The organism is Citrobacter sp. wls716, from assembly GCF_005280975.1.
Taxonomy (GTDB): domain Bacteria; phylum Pseudomonadota; class Gammaproteobacteria; order Enterobacterales; family Enterobacteriaceae; genus Citrobacter; species Citrobacter youngae.
On sequence record NZ_SZWX01000021.1, the window covers coordinates 56,997 to 76,680 of the forward strand.

At 54.0% G+C, this 19,684-nt stretch carries 19 protein-coding genes and 1 pseudogene; 17 read left to right on the forward strand and 3 right to left on the reverse strand.

Going from position 1 to position 19,684, the window contains the following annotated elements; genetic code table 11:
* Positions 1-36: 36 nt before the first annotated feature.
* Positions 37-366 (reverse strand): acid-activated periplasmic chaperone HdeB, encoded by a 330-nt coding sequence (gene hdeB / locus FDX24_RS02920; RefSeq protein ID WP_137363804.1) that lies wholly within the window; start codon positions 364-366, stop codon positions 37-39.
* A gap of 399 nt (positions 367-765) precedes the next feature.
* Here hdeB and FDX24_RS02925 point away from each other — a divergent pair, with 399 nt between their 5' ends.
* From FDX24_RS02925 to FDX24_RS02955, 7 genes are read left to right on the forward strand one after another with little or no spacing between them, the layout of a single operon-like run.
* Positions 766-1,632: a MurR/RpiR family transcriptional regulator gene (locus FDX24_RS02925; RefSeq protein ID WP_048211666.1), complete on the forward strand. Its 867-nt coding sequence runs from the start codon at positions 766-768 to the stop codon at positions 1,630-1,632.
* Positions 1,633-1,646: 14 nt separating this feature from the next.
* A complete protein-coding gene (gene ddpX / locus FDX24_RS02930; RefSeq protein ID WP_124022075.1) occupies positions 1,647-2,234 on the forward strand; it encodes a D-alanyl-D-alanine dipeptidase in 588 nt (195 codons plus the stop codon).
* 15 nt (positions 2,235-2,249) lie between these two features.
* Entirely contained in the window at positions 2,250-3,812 is a 1,563-nt protein-coding gene (locus FDX24_RS02935) for an ABC transporter substrate-binding protein (protein WP_048211664.1), read from the forward strand.
* A gap of 44 nt (positions 3,813-3,856) precedes the next feature.
* A complete protein-coding gene (locus FDX24_RS02940; protein WP_061067898.1) occupies positions 3,857-4,879 on the forward strand; it encodes an ABC transporter permease in 1,023 nt (340 codons plus the stop codon).
* Entirely contained in the window at positions 4,876-5,772 is an 897-nt protein-coding gene (gene ddpC / locus FDX24_RS02945; protein WP_137363805.1) for a D,D-dipeptide ABC transporter permease, read from the forward strand. The genes FDX24_RS02940 and ddpC overlap by 4 nt, the downstream gene beginning before the upstream one ends.
* On the forward strand, positions 5,769-6,755 hold the full coding sequence (locus FDX24_RS02950) for an ABC transporter ATP-binding protein (protein ID WP_048211661.1): 987 nt from the start codon (positions 5,769-5,771) through the stop codon (positions 6,753-6,755). The genes ddpC and FDX24_RS02950 overlap by 4 nt, the downstream gene beginning before the upstream one ends.
* A complete protein-coding gene (locus FDX24_RS02955; RefSeq protein WP_137363806.1) occupies positions 6,748-7,689 on the forward strand; it encodes an ABC transporter ATP-binding protein in 942 nt (313 codons plus the stop codon). The genes FDX24_RS02950 and FDX24_RS02955 overlap by 8 nt, the downstream gene beginning before the upstream one ends.
* 10 nt (positions 7,690-7,699) lie before the next feature.
* Here FDX24_RS02955 and FDX24_RS02960 read toward each other — a convergent pair whose 3' ends face one another.
* A complete protein-coding gene (locus FDX24_RS02960) occupies positions 7,700-8,590 on the reverse strand; it encodes a LysR family transcriptional regulator (protein WP_061067901.1) in 891 nt (296 codons plus the stop codon).
* A gap of 142 nt (positions 8,591-8,732) precedes the next feature.
* On the opposite strand from FDX24_RS02960, the gene FDX24_RS02965 reads away from it, so the two are divergent.
* The 6 genes from FDX24_RS02965 to FDX24_RS02990 are packed head-to-tail and all read left to right on the forward strand — an operon-like array spanning position 8,733 to position 14,441.
* Positions 8,733-9,440: a CoA transferase subunit A gene (locus tag FDX24_RS02965; protein ID WP_048211658.1), complete on the forward strand. Its 708-nt coding sequence runs from the start codon at positions 8,733-8,735 to the stop codon at positions 9,438-9,440.
* A gap of 1 nt (position 9,441) precedes the next feature.
* Positions 9,442-10,098 carry a CoA transferase subunit B gene (locus FDX24_RS02970; RefSeq protein ID WP_137363807.1) on the forward strand — a complete coding sequence of 219 codons (657 nt, stop codon included), beginning with the start codon at positions 9,442-9,444 and terminating at the stop codon, positions 10,096-10,098.
* A 10-nt stretch (positions 10,099-10,108) separates the two neighbouring features.
* Positions 10,109-11,314 carry an acetyl-CoA C-acetyltransferase gene (locus tag FDX24_RS02975; protein ID WP_137363808.1) on the forward strand — a complete coding sequence of 402 codons (1,206 nt, stop codon included), beginning with the start codon at positions 10,109-10,111 and terminating at the stop codon, positions 11,312-11,314.
* On the forward strand, positions 11,304-12,227 hold the full coding sequence (locus FDX24_RS02980; RefSeq protein ID WP_137363809.1) for a 3-hydroxyacyl-CoA dehydrogenase family protein: 924 nt from the start codon (positions 11,304-11,306) through the stop codon (positions 12,225-12,227). The genes FDX24_RS02975 and FDX24_RS02980 overlap by 11 nt, the downstream gene beginning before the upstream one ends.
* Positions 12,228-12,264: 37 nt before the next feature.
* On the forward strand, positions 12,265-13,659 hold the full coding sequence (locus tag FDX24_RS02985) for a GntP family permease (protein WP_197081310.1): 1,395 nt from the start codon (positions 12,265-12,267) through the stop codon (positions 13,657-13,659).
* Between the two features lie 11 nt (positions 13,660-13,670).
* Positions 13,671-14,441 carry a 3-hydroxybutyrate dehydrogenase gene (locus tag FDX24_RS02990; protein WP_137363810.1) on the forward strand — a complete coding sequence of 257 codons (771 nt, stop codon included), beginning with the start codon at positions 13,671-13,673 and terminating at the stop codon, positions 14,439-14,441.
* Between the two features lie 47 nt (positions 14,442-14,488).
* Here the strand turns inward: FDX24_RS02990 and FDX24_RS02995 are convergent, their stop codons facing one another.
* Positions 14,489-14,920 carry an OsmC family protein gene (locus FDX24_RS02995; protein ID WP_137363811.1) on the reverse strand — a complete coding sequence of 144 codons (432 nt, stop codon included), beginning with the start codon at positions 14,918-14,920 and terminating at the stop codon, positions 14,489-14,491.
* A 227-nt stretch (positions 14,921-15,147) separates the two neighbouring features.
* Between FDX24_RS02995 and sra the strand changes: the two genes are divergently transcribed.
* From sra to FDX24_RS03015, 4 genes and pseudogenes are all read left to right on the forward strand, one after another.
* On the forward strand, positions 15,148-15,288 hold the full coding sequence (sra, locus tag FDX24_RS03000) for a stationary-phase-induced ribosome-associated protein (RefSeq protein WP_137363812.1): 141 nt from the start codon (positions 15,148-15,150) through the stop codon (positions 15,286-15,288).
* 179 nt (positions 15,289-15,467) lie between these two features.
* On the forward strand, positions 15,468-17,165 hold the full coding sequence (gene maeA, locus FDX24_RS03005) for a malate dehydrogenase (RefSeq protein ID WP_137363813.1): 1,698 nt from the start codon (positions 15,468-15,470) through the stop codon (positions 17,163-17,165).
* 309 nt (positions 17,166-17,474) lie between these two features.
* Entirely contained in the window at positions 17,475-19,190 is a 1,716-nt protein-coding gene (locus tag FDX24_RS03010) for an ABC-F family ATP-binding cassette domain-containing protein (protein ID WP_137363814.1), read from the forward strand.
* Positions 19,191-19,409: 219 nt separating this feature from the next.
* Positions 19,410-19,679 (forward strand): annotated as a pseudogene (locus FDX24_RS03015) (type II toxin-antitoxin system RelE/ParE family toxin); the annotation flags it as partial.
* Between the last annotated feature and the right edge of the window lie 5 nt (positions 19,680-19,684).

Sequence of the window (19,684 nt, forward strand, 5' to 3'; positions counted from 1 at the left end):
CCAGCACTCAGGCTGGGTTTTAATACATGGATAATCTTATTTAGATAATTCTTTTTTGATTTCTTCTTTTATTTTACTTAATTCACTTTGCGGATGTTTTTTGCAAAGTTCAACGGTCAGAGGCACAGCTGTAGTGATGGTTTCGTTATAGTCAACGAAGTCGCCGCCTTTGAAGTCTTCATCTTCATTCAGCACCCAGAAAGCAACCGGAGCCATAGTTTGCGGGTTCAAATCAATAAACTCCTGGCAGCTCATGCCTTTCGGAGTGACTTCAGTTTTAGCGTTATCAGTTGCTGCATTGACGCTTACACTGGTTAACAGCGCTGCGACCAGGATGCCTGCTCTAGAAAGGGAGAATTTATTCATTGTAGTACTCCATTTATAATCCAGATAATATCTACACTTGCGCTTTAAACCGTTAATGTAGTTCGCAAAAAATAATACTCCCACCGTCAGAAGAATAAATATTACGGCCATCGATATGGCTGAAATTTATATTTCACATTACTGATTCTGATGTCTGATAAGAAATGTTGCACACAATGTGATCGTTACGACGAAATCAGCAGATTCATCCCTCACTTACCCTACCTTTGCACCAAAACTGAACTACGCTGCACAAATGTTGATCATTGGTTAATGAAAATTGATGTTTTTTAACAAAGAACCCCGACGCAGCGCTGTCGCCGACCTGGCACGCGTCCTGCATTGTTAATCCGGTAACAGTGACGCGGTATCTGACAAACAACTAACAGCGAGATGGTAATGACATCAAAACCTGAGTTATTTGCCCGCATAGAAAGGACCTTTAGCCAGCTAACGCCCAGCGAAAAGCGCGTTGCCGGTTGGTTGTTAGCGCACGCTGCACAGATCCCTTTTGAAACGGCAGACGGCATCGCGAAAGCAGCAGGAACCAGTGGCATTACCGTCGGGCGCTACCTGCGTAAACTCGGGTTTCGTAACCTGGAAGATGCGAAAGCCAGCCTGCGTGAAATACCGGCTATTCCCTATCAGCCCTGGGGAATGAACGAGCGCCTGGACTCCTGGCACCAGCAGCAAAATCTACCTGACCGCGCACAACAGTCGCTGTTGCTGGAGATTGACGCTATCACCCACGTCTACCAACTGGCGCAAAGCGAGACATTTTTACGTATTGCGCAGCAATTGGCGCAGGCAGAAGCCGTTTATATCCTTGGGATCCAGTCCACCCGCGGGATCGCTAACGCCTTTTTTAGCCATCTGGAATATCTGCGCCCGAAAGTGAGTTACTCCGAAGGGCTTTCCGGTAGCTGGGTTGAGTCGCTGAACTCGGGATTTAATCAACCTTATGTCGTGATCACCGATACGCGCGCTTACTCGGCGACATCCCGACAATATTGCCGCGTTGCCAGTGAGCGCGGCATTCCTCTCGCGTTAATCACGGATGTATGGTGCCCCTGGGCCAGAGACTATGCCATTGATTTACTTCAGGTGAAAACGGATACCGGGCACTTCTGGGATTCACTTGCTCCGGTAAGTTGCCTGTTCAACTTATTACTCTCCGCGGTGGTGGCGCAACTGGGCGACTCCCTCGCAGGACGCCTGCAAACTAACCGCCAGTTACAACAACAATTTGGTCAATTCGAACAATAAACAGGAAACGTGCTATGTCAGATACCCCAGAACTGGTCGATTTGTCGGTGATTTTCCCGTCACTGCATATCGACCTGAAATACGCTACAGCCGATAACATTACCGGTGCGCCCATCTACCAGGAAGCGCGCTGCCTGCTGCATTCCGAGGCCGTCACTGCACTGGCTAAAAGCATCAGCATCGCGCAGTTGGCGGGTTTGTCATTGGTGGTGTATGACGCATACCGCCCACAGCAGGCGCAGGCGATACTGTGGAATGCCTGTCCGGATCCGCAGTATGTGGTGGATGTGGCGATCGGTTCGAATCACAGCCGGGGTACGGCCATTGACGTCACGCTGATGGATGCTCGCGGTAATGTGCTCGATATGGGGGCTGGTTTTGATGAAATGCATGACCGTTCCCATGCCTGGCACCCTTCAGTTCCTCCGGCTGCGCAGCGTAATCGACTGCTGCTCAATGCCATCATGTTCGGCGGCGGTTTTGTCGGCATCAACAGCGAGTGGTGGCATTTCGAACTGCCAAATGCCGCGCGTTACCCGCTGCTTGACGATCAAATAACTTGTTACACTGTCACGTCTATAACAACACAACATCCCCTTTAATTCTGGAGCCTGGTTATGAAGACTACACCTGCGTTAACCTCGTTTTTTCGCCCCGCTCTGTTAGCCGTTGCGCTGGCGGTCGCTTTGCCTGCTGCACAGGCCGCCGTCCCTAAAGATATGCTGGTTATCGGTAAAGCCGCCGATCCACAAACGCTCGACCCCGCTGTAACAATCGATAACAACGACTGGACGGTGACCTATCCCTCATATCAGCGTTTGGTTCAGTACAAAACAGAGGGCGGCAAAGGTTCCACGGAAGTTGAAGGTGATTTGGCCAGCGGCTGGAAAGCGTCTGATGACCAAAAAGAATGGATCTTTACCCTGAAAAGCGATGCAAAATTCGCCGACGGCACGCCAGTGACCGCTGATGCAGTAAAACAATCTTTTGAGCGCTTGCTCAAGATCGGTCAAGGGCCGGCTGAGGCATTTCCGAAAGATCTGAAAGTTGATGCCATCGACAACAACACGGTGAAATTTACCCTTAGCCAACCATTCGCGCCGTTCTTATATACGCTGGCAAATGACGGTGCCTCAATTATCAACCCGGCGATCTTAAAAGAGCATGCCGCTGATGATGCCCGTGGATTTCTGGCACAAAATACGGCCGGGTCTGGTCCCTTCATGTTGAAGAGCTGGCAAAAAGGACAACAACTGGTACTGGTACCCAACCCACATTATTCCGGCCCTAAACCCACGTTTAAACGCGTATCGGTCAAGATCATCGGAGAAAGCGCTTCCCGTCGTTTGCAACTGTCCCGTGGCGATATCGACATTGCCGATGCGCTTCCTGTTGACCAGCTTGCTGCCTTAAAACAGGAAGGTAAAGTCAACGTGGCGGATTATCCCTCGTTGCGCGTGACCTATCTGTATCTGAATAACAGTAAAGCGCCGCTCAATCAGGTGGATTTGCGCCGCGCCATCTCGTGGGCCACCGATTATAAAGGCATGGTAAATGGGATCCTCAGCGGTAACGGCAAGCAGATGCGTGGCCCTATTCCTGAGGGGATGTGGGGTTTTGATGACAAGGCCATGCAGTACAGCTTTGATGAAGCGAAAGCAAAAGAAGCATTAGGTAACGTTGCCAACAAACCCGAAACCCTGAGCTTCCTGTATTCCGATAACGATCCTAACTGGGAGCCAATTGCGCTCTCCACTCAGGCCAGCCTCGGCAAGTTAGGTATTAAGGTGAAACTGGAAAAACTGGCGAATGCCACCATGCGCGATCGCGTCGGTAAAGGTGACTATGACATTGCCATCGGTAACTGGAGCCCGGACTTTGCTGACCCGTACATGTTCATGAACTACTGGTTCGAGTCGGATAAGAAAGGCTTGCCGGGTAACCGTTCATTCTATGAAAACAGTGAGGTCGATAAGTTGCTGCGCAGCGCGCTGGCCACCACCGACCAGGTCGCCAGAACCAATGATTACCAGCAGGCGCAAACCATCGTCATTGATGAAGCGGCTTACGTCTATTTATTCCAGAAAAACTACCAGCTGGCGATGAATAAAGACGTCAAAGGTTTTGTCTTCAACCCCATGCTGGAACAGGTCTTCAATATCGCCACCATGAGTAAATAAACCACATTAATGCGGAGCCGATTTGGCTCCGCAAGGGGAAGCCAATGACCTTCTGGAGCATTTTACGCCAGCGATGCTGGGGACTTATCCTGGTGGTTGCCGGTGTCTGTGTAATCACTTTTATTATTTCACACCTGATCCCGGGCGACCCTGCACGACTGCTGGCCGGCGATCGCGCCAGTGATGAAATTGTCGAAAATATTCGCCAACAGCTGGGACTGAATCAGCCGCTGTATATTCAGTTTTTCCGTTACGTCAGCGATATTTTTCAGGGTGATTTAGGCACATCCATTCGCACCGGCCGTCCGGTGCTGGATGAACTGCGCGTATTCTTCCCTGCCACTCTTGAATTGGCCTTCTGCTCTCTGCTGCTGGCGCTGATCATCGGTATCCCGCTGGGTATTCTGTCTGCTGTCTGGCGCAACCGTTGGCTCGACCACCTCGTCCGCCTGATGGCGATCACCGGTATTTCGACCCCGGCATTCTGGTTGGGCCTCGGCGTTATCGTGCTGTTTTATGGCCATTTGCAGATTTTACCCGGCGGCGGACGGCTTGATGACTGGCTCGATCCCCCCACGCACGTCACCGGTTTCTATCTGGTTGATGCGCTACTGGAAGGCAACGCCGAAGTCTTTTTCAATGCGCTTCAGCACCTGATCCTGCCGTCGCTAACGCTGGCCTTTGTGCACTTAGGGATCGTTGCCCGACAGATTCGCTCCGCCATGCTGGAACAACTGGGCGAAGATTATATCCGCACCGCGCGTGCCAGTGGTTTACCGGGTTGGTACATCATTTTGTGTTATGCACTGCCGAATGCGTTGATTCCGTCAATAACCGTGCTGGGTCTGGCCCTGGGCGATCTGCTCTATGGCGCGGTACTGACCGAAACGGTCTTTGCCTGGCCGGGCATGGGCGCCTGGGTTGTGACCTCTATTCAGGCGCTTGATTTCCCGGCCGTGATGGGATTTGCCGTGGTGGTCTCCTTCGCCTATGTGCTGGTTAACCTGGTGGTGGATTTGCTCTATCTGTGGGTAGATCCTCGAATTGGACGTGGAGGCGCACAATGATGCTCACACAAGAAACGCCAGCGGCCCCGCAGACCGCCCGCCGTCGCACGGACTGGGCCAAATTGTTCTGGATGATGAAAAGCAGCCCGCTGACGCTGATTGGCGGCGTCATTATTGTACTGATGCTACTGTTAATGGTGCTCTCTCCGTGGATCACCCCTTACGATCCTAACGCCATCGATCTGACCGCTCGCCTGTTGCCACCGTCGGCCAGCCACTGGTTTGGCACCGATGAAGTGGGTCGTGATCTGTTCAGCCGCGTCCTGGTCGGAAGTCAGCAGTCAATTGTCGCCGGTCTGGTGGTGGTGGGTATCGCTGGCGGGCTGGGCTCGCTGTTGGGATGCCTGTCTGGCGTGATGGGCGGACGTGCCGATGCGATCATCATGCGTATGATGGATGTTATGCTGTCCATTCCTTCGCTGGTACTGACAATGGCACTGGCCGCTGCATTAGGGCCAAGCCTGTTCAACGCCATGCTGGCGATTGCGATTGTGCGTATTCCTTTCTATGTACGCCTCGCCCGCGGTCAAACGTTGGTCGTTCGTCAGTTTACTTATGTACAGGCCGCGCGAACCTATGGCGCATCACGCTGGCATCTGATCAGCTGGCATATTTTACGCAATTCACTTCCCCCGCTGATTGTGCAGGCATCACTGGATATTGGCAGTGCGATCCTGATGGCCGCCACGCTCGGATTTATTGGCCTCGGCGCCCAACAACCCAGCGCTGAATGGGGCGCAATGGTGGCGATTGGTAGAAACTACGTGCTTGACCAGTGGTGGTATTGCGCATTTCCTGGTGCCGCCATTCTGATTACCGCCGTGGGCTTTAATCTCTTTGGTGATGGTATTCGCGATCTGCTGGATCCGAAAGCCGGAGGAAAACAGTCATGACACAACCTGTCCTGGAGATCGAGAATTTACATCTGAGCTTCCCCGGTTATAAAGCGGATGTGCATGCGCTGAATCATGTGTCGCTGCATATCAACCGGGGTGAAATTGTCGGCGTGGTTGGTGAGTCTGGCTCAGGGAAATCCGTCACGGCCATGCTCGCCATGCGTCTGTTACCCGAAGGAAGCTATCGTATCCATCAGGGGCGCGTTACGCTGTTGGGTGAAGATGTTTTAACTGCCAGCGAAAAACAAATGCGCCAGTGGCGCGGCCAGCGCGTGGCGATGATTTTCCAGGAGCCGATGACGGCGTTGAATCCAACACGACGAATCGGCCAGCAAATGGTGGAGGTCATCCGTCACCATCAGGCATTGAGCCGCACGGATGCCCGGCAGAAAGCCATTGCGTTACTGGAAGAAATGCAAATCCCGGATGCCCCGGAAGTAATGTCCCGCTTCCCGTTTGAGCTTTCTGGGGGGATGCGTCAGCGCGTGATGATTGCGCTCGCGTTTTCCTGTGAGCCAGACCTGATCATTGCCGATGAACCCACCACCGCGCTGGATGTCACGGTACAGCTTCAGGTGCTGCGCTTACTGAAGCGTAAAGCGCGGGCCAGCGGTACCGCCGTGTTGTTTATCAGCCATGATATGGCCGTCGTCTCGCAATTGTGTGACCGGTTATACGTTATGTATGCCGGGAGCGTGATTGAAAGCGGCCCGACGCAAACCGTTATTCAGCACCCCACACATCCCTACTCTATTGGCCTCCTGAAGTGTGCGCCTGAGCACGGTGAACCGCGTGCTTTGCTCCCCGCGATTCCGGGTACCGTACCGAATTTAACCTGTTTACCCGTCGGATGTGCGTTCCGCGATCGCTGCTTTGCCGCGGGGCCTCGCTGTGAAGAAACACCTGATTTATGCAGCCAGGGCGGTGCGGATCAACAATCCGCCTGCTGGTACCCACAACTGGAGACGACACATGTCTGATATTTTACTGGACCTGCAGGATGTTCATATTAACTTCCCCGCGCGAAAAAACTGGCTCGGCAAAGTAACAGAGCGGGTGCATGCACTCAACGGTCTGGATTTACAAATCCGCCAGGGGGAAACGCTGGGGATTGTTGGCGAATCCGGCTGCGGTAAAAGTACGCTGGCACAACTGCTGATGGGGATGCTCAAACCGAGCCAGGGGCACTATTCTTGCGGCGGTGGCAAGCAACACAACGGTATGCAAATGGTCTTTCAGGACCCGCTTTCATCCCTGGATCCGCGCTTGCCGGTATGGCGAATAATCACTGAACCGGTATGGATCCAAAAGCGTAGCCCTGAACGCGAACGCCGCGCCCTGGCCGAGGATTTGGCTCACCAGGTAGGGATTCGTCCGGAATACCTCGATCGCCTGCCGCATGCCTTTTCTGGCGGACAGCGTCAGCGTATTGCCATCGCCCGCGCGCTGTCATCGGAGCCGGATGTGATCGTCCTTGATGAGCCGACGTCGGCACTGGATATTTCGGTACAGGCGCAAATCCTCAATCTGCTGGTTGCATTGCAGGCACGCCGGAATCTGACTTTTGTGCTGATATCGCATAACGTATCGGTCGTGCGGCATATGAGCGACCGCGTGGCGGTGATGTACCTTGGGCAAATTGTTGAGCTGGGCGATGCGCAACAGGTTCTCTCGCATCCGGCGCATCCTTACACCCGTCTGTTGCTGGATTCGGTGCCTAAAACGGGTACGCCGCTGGCTGAAGACCTGGTCCTGCGTAAAACCGAACTCCCCGGCAACAGGACGCTACCGCAAGGCTGTTTTTTCCGCGACAGATGCCCGCTGGCAACCCACGGATGTGAAAAAAAACAGACATTACTGAAAAATGAAACCGGACGCGAAGTTCGTTGTTGGCGGGCCATTGACATCTTCTGACTGCGCATTTTCAGGCGAGATACGCCTTTTTCAGCGCGTCCACCAGCATTCCCGACGCGGTTGATAATTTATGGTGTGCCGAACGCAGCACGCCGATCCGCCGCTGGATCACGGGACCGTCAAGCTCTATACAGGTTGCGCCAAGTTCCGTCATTTGTGTTCGACACAGTGCGGGAACTGCGCTGCCGCCTAATCCGTTTGCCACCATACGGCCAACGGTCACCAGTTGATGGCTTTCCAGCGCCACGTCCAGCGTATGTCCGCTTTGCACCAGTTGTTCTTCCAGCATCAGGCGCACGGCAGATGGGCGTTGCAGCGTAATAAAATCCAGCGTCAGCAGTTCGCGCCACGCAATACGCTCTCGCCCCGCCAGCCTGGATGTTGGCGGGACGATCGCCACAAAACGATCGACACCGAGCGGCGTGAAGTGCAGTTGCCCTGAATAATCAGGCTCGAAGGCGATCCCCATCTCCACCCGCCCTTCACTCACCATTTCAATGACCTGTTCGTTGATCACATCGTGAACCGTCACGTTAATACCGGAATAGCAATCCCGAAAGGTTTTCAGTACCTGTGGCAGGACGTTAGCCGCAAACGAAGGCATGGCAGCAATGGAGATTTTACCGCGTTGCAGTGTAAAGCGCTGGCGCATTGCTTCTTCCGTATTCTCCCAGTCCGCCAGCAGTTGTCGCCCCATATTCAGCAGCGTTTCTCCTTCCTGCGTCAGGGTCACTTTGCGGGTGGTTCTCAACAGTAACGCCCCGCCCAGCGAGTCCTCAAGTCCTTTAATCGCCAGGCTTAATGCGGGCTGCGACATATTCAGTCTTTCACTGGCATGAGCAAAATTCAGAGTGTGAGCTACCGCTAAAAACGCGCGTAACTGTTTGATGCTCATTCCCATTTCGCATTCCTTTAACCTATTGAATACCTTTAATTAACATTAAATTGATAAAAAAACCCAATGAGTGAGTCACAAATTTAAAATTAACAAATCATTTTTCACCCCCAATGATGTCGGCAAGGACAACTGGAGGGACAAGTGTATGGCTGGACTGGATAAACGTGTCGCCACGTATCAAGAGGCGCTGGCAGGGCTGACCGACAATATGACGCTGCTGGCGGGCGGTTTTGGCTTATGCGGTATTCCTGAAAACCTGATTGCCGAAGTACGCCGTCGGGAGGTTCAGGGACTGACCGTCGTTTCAAACAACTGCGGCGTGGATGGTTTTGGCCTCGGTGTGCTGCTGGAAACACGTCAGGTACGTAAAGTGGTAGCGTCCTATGTTGGCGAAAATGCGCTGTTTGAAAAGCAGGTACTGAGCGGTGAACTGGAAGCCATTCTGACCCCACAGGGCACGCTGGCTGAGCAGTTACGTGCCGGCGGCGCAGGGATCCCGGCGTTTTTCACCGCCACAGGATACGGTACACCCGTTGCCGAAGGCAAAGAGGTACGTGAATTTGACGGCCGTCCTTACATTATGGAACAGGCGATTACCGGTGATTTTGCGCTGGTCAAAGGCTGGAAAGCCGACTGGTACGGCAACGTTATTTATCGCCACACCGCACAGAATTTTAATCCACTGATGGCCGCCGCCGGGCGTATTACCGTCGTGGAAGTCGAAGAAATTGTCCCTCCCGGCGAGCTGGACCCCGCCGCAATTCATACCCCGGGAATTTTCGTAAACCGCATCATTCAGGGGCAGTTTGAAAAACGCATTGAACAACGCACCCTGCGCCAGAAAGGAGCCTGACATGTTAACACGTGAACAAATGGCGATGCGTGTCGCCCGGGAACTGCGCGACGGTTATTACGTCAACCTTGGGATCGGTATTCCAACTTTAGTGGCCAATTATATTCCCGATGGGATGGACGTGATGCTCCAGTCGGAGAACGGTCTGCTGGGGATGGGCCCGTTTCCGATCGAAGACGAAATTGATGCTGACATGATCAACGCCGGTAAACAGACCGTGACGGCGCGCAAAGGCGCGGCGATCTTCGACTCGGCGCAATCTTTCGCCATGATCCGCGGCGGTCACGTTGACCTGACGGTGCTCGGCGCGTTTGAAGTGGATGTTAACGGCAATATCGCCTCATGGATGATCCCCGGAAAAATGGTGAAAGGCATGGGTGGCGCGATGGACCTGGTGGCCGGGGCTGAAAACATCATTGTGGTGATGACGCATGCGTCCAAAAACGGTGAGTCCAAGCTGCTCCCCGCCTGCACCCTGCCATTAACCGGCGTGGCCTGCATTAAACGCGTGCTTACCGACCTGGCGTTGCTGGAGATCGCCGATGGCGCGTTCATTCTGCGCGAACGTGCGCCGGGCATCAGCGTGGATGAGATTGTCGCCAGAACAGTCGGCAAGCTGATCGTTCCCGAAAACGTCCCCGAAATGCAATTTAGCTGAGGAGCTGACCATGCAGGATGTTGTGATTGTCGCCGCAACGCGTACACCCATTGGCAGTTTCCACGGGGCGCTGGCACCGCTCAGTGCCGTGGAACTGGGGGCAGTGGTGATCCGCTCTCTGTTGGAAAAAACCACCGTCGCGCCGGAGCAAATTGACGAGGTGATCCTGGGGCAGGTTCTGACGGCGGGCAGCGGCCAGAATCCGGCCAGACAGACAGCATTACGGGCTGGCTTGCCGGTGACGGTCCCTGCGCTAACCATCAATCTGGTATGTGGTTCAGGTCTGAAAGCGGTGCAACAGGCGGTGCAGGCTATCCGCTGCGGTGATGCGGACATCATCATTGCCGGAGGCCAGGAAAGCATGAGCAATGCGCCCTATTTTCTCGACGGCGCACGCTCGGGTCTGCGTCTGGGGCATGCCAGTCTGAAAGACAGCGTGGTACACGACGGGTTGTGGGATGCGTTTAACGACTACCACATGGGTATTACTGCGGAAAATCTGGCGGATAAATTCGTTATCAGTCGCGAGCAGCAGGATGCCTTTGCGCTGCAGTCTCAGCAGAAAGCCGCGGCGGCAATTGAAGCCGGTCGATTCAATGCAGAAATCACGCCGGTCAGCGTTCCACAAGGGAAAAAACCACCACGTTTGGTTGAGCGTGATGAACAATCGCGCCCGGATACTCAGGCGGAGAAACTGGCACAACTGAAACCGGCTTTTCGTCCTGGTAATGGCACAGTGACCGCCGGGAACGCCTCATCAATCAACGACGGCGCGGCGGCGGTGATGCTGATGAGCGCCGCCAAAGCAACAGAACTTAAGCTGCCGGTTCTTGCCCGGGTGGCGGGTTACGCCGTTTCCGGTGTCGACCCGGCCATTATGGGCATTGGGCCGGTAGAGGCGTCACTCCAGTGCCTGAAGCGAGCGGGCTGGACGTTGAATGATGTCGATCTCATTGAAGCCAACGAAGCCTTCGCCGCACAGGCGCTGGCGGTTGGCGAATCCCTGAACTGGGACAGCGACCGGGTGAACGTAAACGGCGGTGCGATTGCGCTGGGTCATCCGATTGGCGCCTCTGGCTGCCGCATTCTGGTGACCCTGTTACATGAAATGGCGCGCAGTAACGCGACCAAAGGGCTGGCTACGCTGTGCGTAGGCGGCGGTCAGGGCGTTGCGCTGGCGGTAGAGCGTTCAACAGGAGAACAGCATGCAAAATAATCACTTTAGCGTCCTGGGCGCGGGTTTAATGGGCGTCGGCATTGCCACTCACTTTGCCCGTTTTGGCCATAATATCTGGCTATTTGATACCGATAGCGACCGGATTGCTGAAATTAACGCCGTTGCCGGGAGCATTCTCGATGAGCTGATCGCGACTGACCAGTTTCACGCAGAGGAAAAAGCGTCGGTTCTGAGTCGCTTGCACGGTACGACTTCGCTGCAGGATATCGCCACCGCGCAATTACTGATTGAAGCGATCCCGGAACGACTCGAGCTCAAACACGCACTGTATGCACAACTGGAAGCATTAATCGCCCCAGATGCGGTGATCGCCAGTAATACCAGTGGCCTGCCGCCGGATGCGCTGGCAGAAAAACTCACCCACCCCGAACGGTTGCTGATCGCCCATTTCTGGCATCCCCCCCACTTTATTCCGCTGGTTGAAATTGTGCCGGGTTCAGCAACGAAACCGGAATATCTCAGCGAGTTGCAACGTTTGTTGCTCTCGATGCAACTGGAAGCGGTGGTGCTCGATCGCGCCGCACCGGGGTTTGTCGGTAACCGTTTGCAATTCGCACTGCTGCGTGAAGCGCTACATATCGTCAAAAGCGGGATCGCCAGCGCGGAAGTGGTGGATCAGGTGATGCGCGCCTCCCTCGGGCGTCGCTATGCGATGGTTGGTCCGCTGGAAGCGGCAGATATGACCGGGCTGTCTACGGTGCAGGATATTTGCCGCCATCTGCTCCCGGAGCTGGCCAGCGGCAGCGACATGATGTCACTTGTTGCTGACAAGGTTGCCAACGGCGACACCGGCTTGCGCAGTGGTCAGGGGTTTTATCGCTGGGATGATTCGCGCAAGGAATACATCCAGCAACGCCGTGAACATCAACTGCGCTTTGCCCTGAAGCCATAACGTCTCTTTCTGTACCCCACTATAATAATAAGGAGTCATGATGAGTGTATTAATCGCCCTGGCAGCGCTGGGCTTGCTGATGCTGGCAGCCTATCGCGGATACAGCGTTATCCTGTTTGCCCCCATCGCGGCATTAGGTGCTGTTCTGCTTACGGAACCGAGCGCCGTCGGCCCCGCCTTCACCGGTCTGTTTATGGAAAAAATGGTCGGTTTTGTAAAGCTTTACTTCCCGGTGTTCCTGCTGGGAGCGGTGTTTGGCAAGTTAATCGAGTTATCCGGTTTTTCCCGTTCAATCGTTGCTGCTGCCATCAACATTCTCGGACGTCGTCACGCCATTCCGGTGATTGTGCTGGTATGTGCTCTCCTGACCTACGGCGGTGTGTCGCTGTTCGTAGTGGCCTTTGCGGTGTATCCGTTCGCGGCTGAACTGTTCCGTCAAAGTAATATTCCGAAGCGCCTGATCCCGGCAACCGTGGCGCTGGGGGCATTCTCTTTCACGATGGATGCCCTGCCGGGGACGCCGCAGATCCAGAACATCATTCCAACCAGCTTCTTTGGGACTAACGCCTGGGCCGCGCCGTGGCTGGGGCTGATTGGCTCGCTCTTTATTATCTTTGTTGGCCTGATGTACCTCGAGCGCCAGCGTCGGAAAGCGCAGGCTAAAAATGAAGGCTATGGCACTGAGCTGTTAAACGAGCCGGAGACGCCGGATAACATTAACCTGCCAAACCCGATTATTGCTATTTCTCCGCTGATCCTGGTGGGTGTGTTTAACCTGCTGTTTACCCGCTGGATCCCGCAGTGGTATGGCGCAACGCATCAATTGGAACTCCCGGGGCTTGCCAAACCTATTACCACTGAAGTGGGGAAAATTACGGCTATTTGGGCGGTAGAAGCGGCATTGATATCGGGGATCCTGCTGGTGGTGGTGTTCGGCTATCGCAATATCAAAGGTCGCCTGGCGGAAGGCAGCCGAACGGCGGTTGGCGGCGCTATCCTGGCCGCAATGAATACCGCATCAGAATACGGTTTTGGCGCAGTGATCGCCGCCCTGCCGGGATTTCTGGTGTTGTCAAAAGCGCTGGCTGCGATTCCCGATCCGTTGCTCAATGAAGCGATCAGCATTACCACGCTTGCCGGGATCACCGGCTCGGCATCCGGCGGGATGAGTATTGCGCTCGCGGCGATGTCAGATACGTTCATTGCTGCCGCCCATGCCGCCAATATTCCACTTGAAGTCTTCCACCGCGTCGCATCGATGGCAAGCGGCGGCATGGACACTCTGCCACATAACGGCGCGGTCATTACCCTGCTGGCGATTACCGGCCTCAGCCATCGTCAGGCGTACGGCGGGATTTTTGCCATCACCGTAATCAAAAGCCTGGCCGTGCTGTTTGTGATCGGCGTTTTCTACACCACCGGAATTGTTTAAGGAGAATCATCATGAACTTAACGGGAAAAGTTGCCCTGGTTACCGGCTCTACCAGCGGTATCGGATTAGGCATCGCGCAGGCACTGGCGCAGGCGGGCGCGACGCTGATCCTCAACGGATTTGGTGATGTCAATGCCGCCAAAGATGCCGTTGCGCAATATGGCAAAACGCCAGGCTACCATGGCGCGGACTTAAGCGATGAAGCGCAAATTGCCGACATGATGCGTTATGCCGAAAGCGAATTCGGTGGTGTGGATATTCTGGTCAACAATGCCGGGATCCAGCACGTTTCACCGGTAGAGACTTTTCCGGTTGATAAGTGGAACGCGATTATCGCCATTAACCTCTCTTCTGTTTTTCATACCACGCGCCTGGCGCTTCCCGGCATGCGTACGCGTAACTGGGGACGCATCATCAATATCGCCTCTGTTCACGGTCTGGTGGCCTCAAAAGACAAATCTGCTTATGTGGCAGCGAAGCATGGCGTGGTGGGTTTAACCAAAACCATTGCGCTTGAAACCGCGCAGACGGGAATCACCTGCAATGCACTGTGTCCCGGCTGGGTGTTGACCCCGCTGGTCCAACAGCAGATCGACAAACGTATTGCTGATGGTGTAGAGCCCGCTGCGGCGCGTGACGCTCTGCTGGCGGAAAAGCAGCCGTCACGCGAATTTGTCACGCCGGAACAGTTGGGTGAGCTGGCGCTATTTCTGTGCTCAGACGGCGCAGCGCAGGTGCGCGGCGTAGCGTGGAATATGGATGGCGGCTGGGTGGCGCAGTAATACCCTCGGGTGCCGGATAAGACGTGGTCGCATCCGGCACGCCATTACTAAGATTTCAATTGATAATCCAGCGTAATTTCCGCTTTCAGAACCTGCGACACCGGGCATCCGGCTTTCGCTTTCTGAATAATGCCGTCAAACGTAGCGGCGTCTATCCCCGGAACGCTCACCTGGCTGTGTAACGCCACTTTGGTGATAGCAAAACCGGCATCCACCTTATCCAGAGAAACATCGGCAGTCGTATCAATGGCATCTGGCGTAAAACCTGCTTCGCCCAGCATCAACGACAGTGCCATCGAGAAGCAGGCAGCATGTGCTGCGCCAATCAACTCTTCAGGGTTAGTGCCTTTGACGCCTTCAAAACGTGTATTAAATCCATACAGTTGCTGGTTAAGTACGCCACTTTCGGTCGACACGGTCCCTTTACCGCGTTTAATGTCGCCTTCCCAGTGGGCCTGACCTTTCTTATGGATAGTCATTACCGCTCTCCTGTGTTGTCATCGGAGTAACAAGTATAGGCCTCATGGGAAAATGCATGACCATAATGGAAAGTTCTGCATTTCCTGCTTAAGCATTGACCTTTCAGATAAAATGACCGACCATCCAGAGAGCCGTTAGTTTACTCATCGGCTTTTTGTCAGGTTGTATTTCGTCCGTTCTTACGCGGGCTCGCCCTTGAAACCAGTAACAGGATTAAGGAGTTAGAATGAAATCGAACCGTCAGGCCCGTCATATTCTTGGACTGGACCACAAAATCTCCAATCAACGTAAAGTCGTGACCGAAGGCGACAAATACAGCGTGGTCAACAATCCTACCGGAAGAAAACGCCGCGCTGACAGCAAATAGTTTCCCGCACGACATACTGATTAACGAGATAAACACCATTGCAACCGCAGTGGTGTTTTTGCTTATAAAACCCCTTAACCCATTCACAATGCTTTATACTTCGCCCGTTTCCCTGGCGGACAGGCCCTATACGATCATAAAGAGTGCCAGGGACGGTTATTCAAAAAAGAGTGAGTGACATGGAAAACGAAACTAAAAAACTGCGTTCCCTTTACATCCCTTACGCTGGCCCGGTACTGCTGGAATTCCCTTTACTGAATAAAGGGAGCGCTTTCAGTGTGGAAGAACGCCGTAACTTCAACCTGCTGGGGTTACTGCCGGAAGTGGTCGAGACGATTGAAGAACAGGCTGAACGTGCCTGGATCCAATATCAGGGATTCAAAACCGAAATCGATAAACATATTTACCTGCGCAACATCCAGGATACCAACGAAACCCTGTTCTATCGACTGGTGCATAATCATCTTGATGAGATGATGCCGGTTATCTACACCCCAACGGTAGGCGCGGCCTGTGAGCGTTTCTCTGAGATCTATCGTCGCGCCCGCGGCGTGTTTATCTCGTATCAGAACCGTCACAACATGGACGATATTCTGCAAAACGTCCCGAACCACAATATCAAAGTCATCGTTGTCACCGACGGTGAACGCATCCTTGGTCTTGGCGATCAGGGGATCGGCGGGATGGGTATTCCAATCGGTAAGCTGTCGCTGTATACCGCGTGTGGCGGGATTAGTCCGGCTTACACTCTGCCGGTGGTACTTGACGTCGGGACCAACAACCAGCAATTGCTGAACGATCCGCTGTACATGGGGTGGCGTAATCCGCGCATTACTGATGATGAATACTACGAATTTGTTGATGAATTCATCCAGGCCGTGAAGCATCGCTGGCCTGACGTGCTGTTGCAGTTTGAAGATTTCGCGCAGAAAAACGCCATGCCGCTCCTGACCCGTTATCGCGATGAAATTTGCTCATTCAACGACGATATTCAGGGCACCGCAGCGGTTACCGTCGGTACGCTGATTGCGGCCAGCCGTGCAGCCGGCAGCCAGTTGAGCGAGCAGAACATTGTTTTCCTTGGGGCGGGTTCCGCCGGTTGCGGGATTGCCGAGCAGATCATCGCGCAAATCCAGCGTGAAGGTTTAAGCGAAGAAGCCGCGCGTCAACGCGTGTTCATGGTCGATCGCTTCGGCCTGTTAACCGATAAAATGCCCAACCTGCTCTCTTTCCAGACCAAACTGGTGCAAAAACGCGAAAATCTGCAGCACTGGGATACGCAGGAAGATGTGCTGTCACTGCTCGATGTCGTTCGCAACGTCAAGCCAGACATCCTGATCGGCGTGTCCGGGCAGACGGGGCTGTTTACCGAAGAGATCATTCGCGAAATGCACAAGCATTGTCCGCGTCCGATCGTCATGCCGCTGTCTAACCCGACCTCACGCGTTGAAGCCACGCCACAGGATATTATCGCCTGGACCGAAGGTAACGCGCTGGTTGCCACCGGCAGCCCGTTCGCCCCGGTCGCCTGGAAAGATAAAATCTACCCGATTGCCCAGTGTAATAACGCGTACATCTTCCCGGGTATCGGCCTTGGCGTGATAGCCTCTGGCGCCAAACGCATCACCGATGAAATGCTGATGTCGGCCAGCGAAACGCTGGCGCAGTACTCACCGCTGGTGCTGAACGGTGAAGGACTGGTGTTACCGGAACTGAAAGATATTCAGACCGTTTCCCGCGCAATTGCCTTTGCCGTCGGTAAAATGGCCCAGCAGCAAGGCGTGGCGGTGAAAACCTCCGCTGAAGCGCTGCAACAGGCAATCGACGAGAATTTCTGGCAGGCGGAATATCGCGACTACCGTCGTACTTCTATCTGACGGTTTGCCCGGCGGCACACTGCTGCCGGGCGTGCAAAGTTTGCGCGAAAGTATAACTTGCGATTACACTTTCACTACCGATCAACACTCTGAAAAATAAAAGGAGGATACTTATGCTGTACTGTGAACGTTTTATCGTTTCACATGCTTTTGGCGATCGCCAGTGCTCAAGCGTTATCGGTATCGTGCTGCGATAACTTCTGCTTGAGCGAAGCTAACTTCTAAATCCCCTTCTCTCGGGCTTACCGGGTTATCGTCAGCGATGTTTGACGAGGCGTTTTCACGCCTGTAACTCTTGAGTAAGCAACAATGAGCACATTACTAACCGCACAATCCTTACACGTTGATACGGCATTCGGCACTCTGTTCGACGATCTCTCATTTACCCTCAAAAAAGACGACCGCATCGGGCTTATCGGTTACAACGGCTGCGGCAAAAGCACGCTGTTAAAACTGCTCGATGGCACGATTTCGCCCACCAGCGGAGCAATCGCGCAAGCGAATCACTGCCATCTCGCGCGTGTAGAACAACATCTACCTGACGATATACTGCCTCTTACGCTGCAGGAAGCCGTTCTCGCTCAACTTCCTGAGCATGAGCGTGCGGCTCAACAATGGCGGGTTGAAGCGTTGCTTGCCAAAATGGGTTTCACGCCAGAGAATTTATCTCTGACAGCGCAAACGTTGAGCGGTGGCCAGCACACACGCTTGCTATTAGCGCGGGCGCTGATGCGTAATCCTGACCTGATGCTACTGGACGAACCTGGCAACCACCTGGATTTGCCGACATTGCTATGGCTGGAGCAGTTCTTACAGAACTGGTCTGGCAGTTTTGTGGTGGTTTCCCACGACCCGCAGTTGCTGGACGCGGTGACTCACGGAACGTGGATCCTGCGCGATCGCACTCTCCATGCCTTTGATCTGCCCTGTAGCGCGGCACGTCAGGCGCTGGCAGAAAGAGACGTCAGCGATGCTCTGCGCCACAAGGCTGAGCAAAAAGAGATAGACCGGGTTACCGCCAGCAGCAAACGGCTGGCAACCTGGGGGCGTGTCTATGACAACGAAGATTTGTCCCGCAAAGCAAAGCAGATGGAAAAGCAGGTGCAGCGCCTGAAGGATGTTCAGACGGAAGTGACCGCAGGAAGTCAGTGGACACTAACATTGCAGGGTGATGCCCTGCGTGCCGACCGTCTGCTGGAAATGACAAACCTGTCGGTCGCACCTGCCCCTGACGCCGCGACGTTATTTTCCATCGCCGGGATCAGGATAAAAAGTGGCGACCGGGTGGCAATTGTTGGGCGCAATGGTTGCGGGAAATCATCGCTGCTACGGCTTATCTGGCAGCAATATCAGTCGCAAATGGCATCGCGTTCACTGATGTTGCACTCTCGCGTCACACTGGGGTATTACGATCAGACGCTACACCAGCTCACAGATGACGTCACGTTGTTTGATGCGCTCGAACCGTTTGCTCCGCAGCCTGATGTTCGCAAGATGGCGCTGATTAGCGCGGGCTTCCCGTGGATTCGTCATGGGCAGAGGGTCAGTACATTAAGCGGCGGAGAGCGCTCCCGGCTGCTGTTTGTGGGGCTTACGCTTGCGCGCTACAGCCTGCTGATGCTCGATGAACCAACCAACCATCTGGATATGGAAGGTAAAGAAGCGCTGGCGCAGACGCTACAAAGTTTCAGCGGCGGCGTGCTGCTGGTCAGCCATGACCGTCAGCTTATCAGCCAAAGCTGTAATAGGTTCTGGTTTATCGATAATGGCGAACTTAGCGAATGGCACGATCTGGACGCGATCAACGATCGTATTCGGGAAACGTCTGAGGAGATGAGCGTTCCCCAAACGGTGGTCGAAGCGAGGGCCGAAATACGCGGTGACAGCGATGAATTGCTGGAACAACTCCTCGAGCTGGAGCAACGTCTGGCCGACGATCTCGCCCGCAAGCCGAAACATCAAAAGCCGCTGTTGCAGGCGCAATGGCGTAAAGAGATTGAGCGCCTGAACTCACAACTGGAGTAATCTCTATGCCGGATGGCGCAAGCCTATCCGGCCTACATTAGCAAAATGCGCGTGTAGGCCTGCCATCCGGCAATTCTTGCATGGCGCTTTCCAGATATGCCCCTTCTCCCTTTCTCTTTCTGCGCATTCGCCGCACAATTTTGAATAGCGCAATCCTGGTGTTGCGCTTAAAGGAACATTAATGGTAGTGTTCCTCTTGAAGGAACAAGGATGATACGGATGATCATGAACTTCAGACACAAGGGATTGCGCGATTTGTTTCTTCATGGACGAACATCAGGCGTTATGGCAAAACATGTCCGACGATTACGACATAGACTTGCCGTTATTGATGCAGCAAACAAGGTTACAGATATCAATATGCCCGGTTATCAGCTACATCCTTTGGTGGGCGAGCGTGACGGCAGATGGGCAATTTCTGTTTCAGGTAACTGGCGTATTACGTTTGAATTCGTCAATGGCGACGCGTACATACTGGACTACGAGGACATCAT

Excerpts from the sequence above, each read along its gene's own strand:
- hdeB (WP_137363804.1), bottom strand. The coding sequence starts at position 366 with ATGAATAAATTCTCCCTTTCTAGAGCAGGCATCCTGGTCGCAGCGCTG.
- FDX24_RS02925 (WP_048211666.1), top strand. The coding sequence starts at position 766 with ATGACATCAAAACCTGAGTTATTTGCCCGCATAGAAAGGACCTTTAGC.
- ddpX (WP_124022075.1), top strand. The coding sequence starts at position 1,647 with ATGTCAGATACCCCAGAACTGGTCGATTTGTCGGTGATTTTCCCGTCA.
- FDX24_RS02935 (WP_048211664.1), top strand. The coding sequence starts at position 2,250 with ATGAAGACTACACCTGCGTTAACCTCGTTTTTTCGCCCCGCTCTGTTA.
- FDX24_RS02940 (WP_061067898.1), top strand. The coding sequence starts at position 3,857 with ATGACCTTCTGGAGCATTTTACGCCAGCGATGCTGGGGACTTATCCTG.
- ddpC (WP_137363805.1), top strand. The coding sequence starts at position 4,876 with ATGATGCTCACACAAGAAACGCCAGCGGCCCCGCAGACCGCCCGCCGT.
- FDX24_RS02950 (WP_048211661.1), top strand. The coding sequence starts at position 5,769 with ATGACACAACCTGTCCTGGAGATCGAGAATTTACATCTGAGCTTCCCC.
- FDX24_RS02955 (WP_137363806.1), top strand. The coding sequence starts at position 6,748 with ATGTCTGATATTTTACTGGACCTGCAGGATGTTCATATTAACTTCCCC.
- FDX24_RS02960 (WP_061067901.1), bottom strand. The coding sequence starts at position 8,590 with ATGGGAATGAGCATCAAACAGTTACGCGCGTTTTTAGCGGTAGCTCAC.
- FDX24_RS02965 (WP_048211658.1), top strand. The coding sequence starts at position 8,733 with ATGGCTGGACTGGATAAACGTGTCGCCACGTATCAAGAGGCGCTGGCA.
- FDX24_RS02970 (WP_137363807.1), top strand. The coding sequence starts at position 9,442 with ATGTTAACACGTGAACAAATGGCGATGCGTGTCGCCCGGGAACTGCGC.
- FDX24_RS02975 (WP_137363808.1), top strand. The coding sequence starts at position 10,109 with ATGCAGGATGTTGTGATTGTCGCCGCAACGCGTACACCCATTGGCAGT.
- FDX24_RS02980 (WP_137363809.1), top strand. The coding sequence starts at position 11,304 with ATGCAAAATAATCACTTTAGCGTCCTGGGCGCGGGTTTAATGGGCGTC.
- FDX24_RS02985 (WP_197081310.1), top strand. The coding sequence starts at position 12,265 with ATGATGAGTGTATTAATCGCCCTGGCAGCGCTGGGCTTGCTGATGCTG.
- FDX24_RS02990 (WP_137363810.1), top strand. The coding sequence starts at position 13,671 with ATGAACTTAACGGGAAAAGTTGCCCTGGTTACCGGCTCTACCAGCGGT.
- FDX24_RS02995 (WP_137363811.1), bottom strand. The coding sequence starts at position 14,920 with ATGACTATCCATAAGAAAGGTCAGGCCCACTGGGAAGGCGACATTAAA.
- sra (WP_137363812.1), top strand. The coding sequence starts at position 15,148 with ATGAAATCGAACCGTCAGGCCCGTCATATTCTTGGACTGGACCACAAA.
- maeA (WP_137363813.1), top strand. The coding sequence starts at position 15,468 with ATGGAAAACGAAACTAAAAAACTGCGTTCCCTTTACATCCCTTACGCT.
- FDX24_RS03010 (WP_137363814.1), top strand. The coding sequence starts at position 17,475 with ATGAGCACATTACTAACCGCACAATCCTTACACGTTGATACGGCATTC.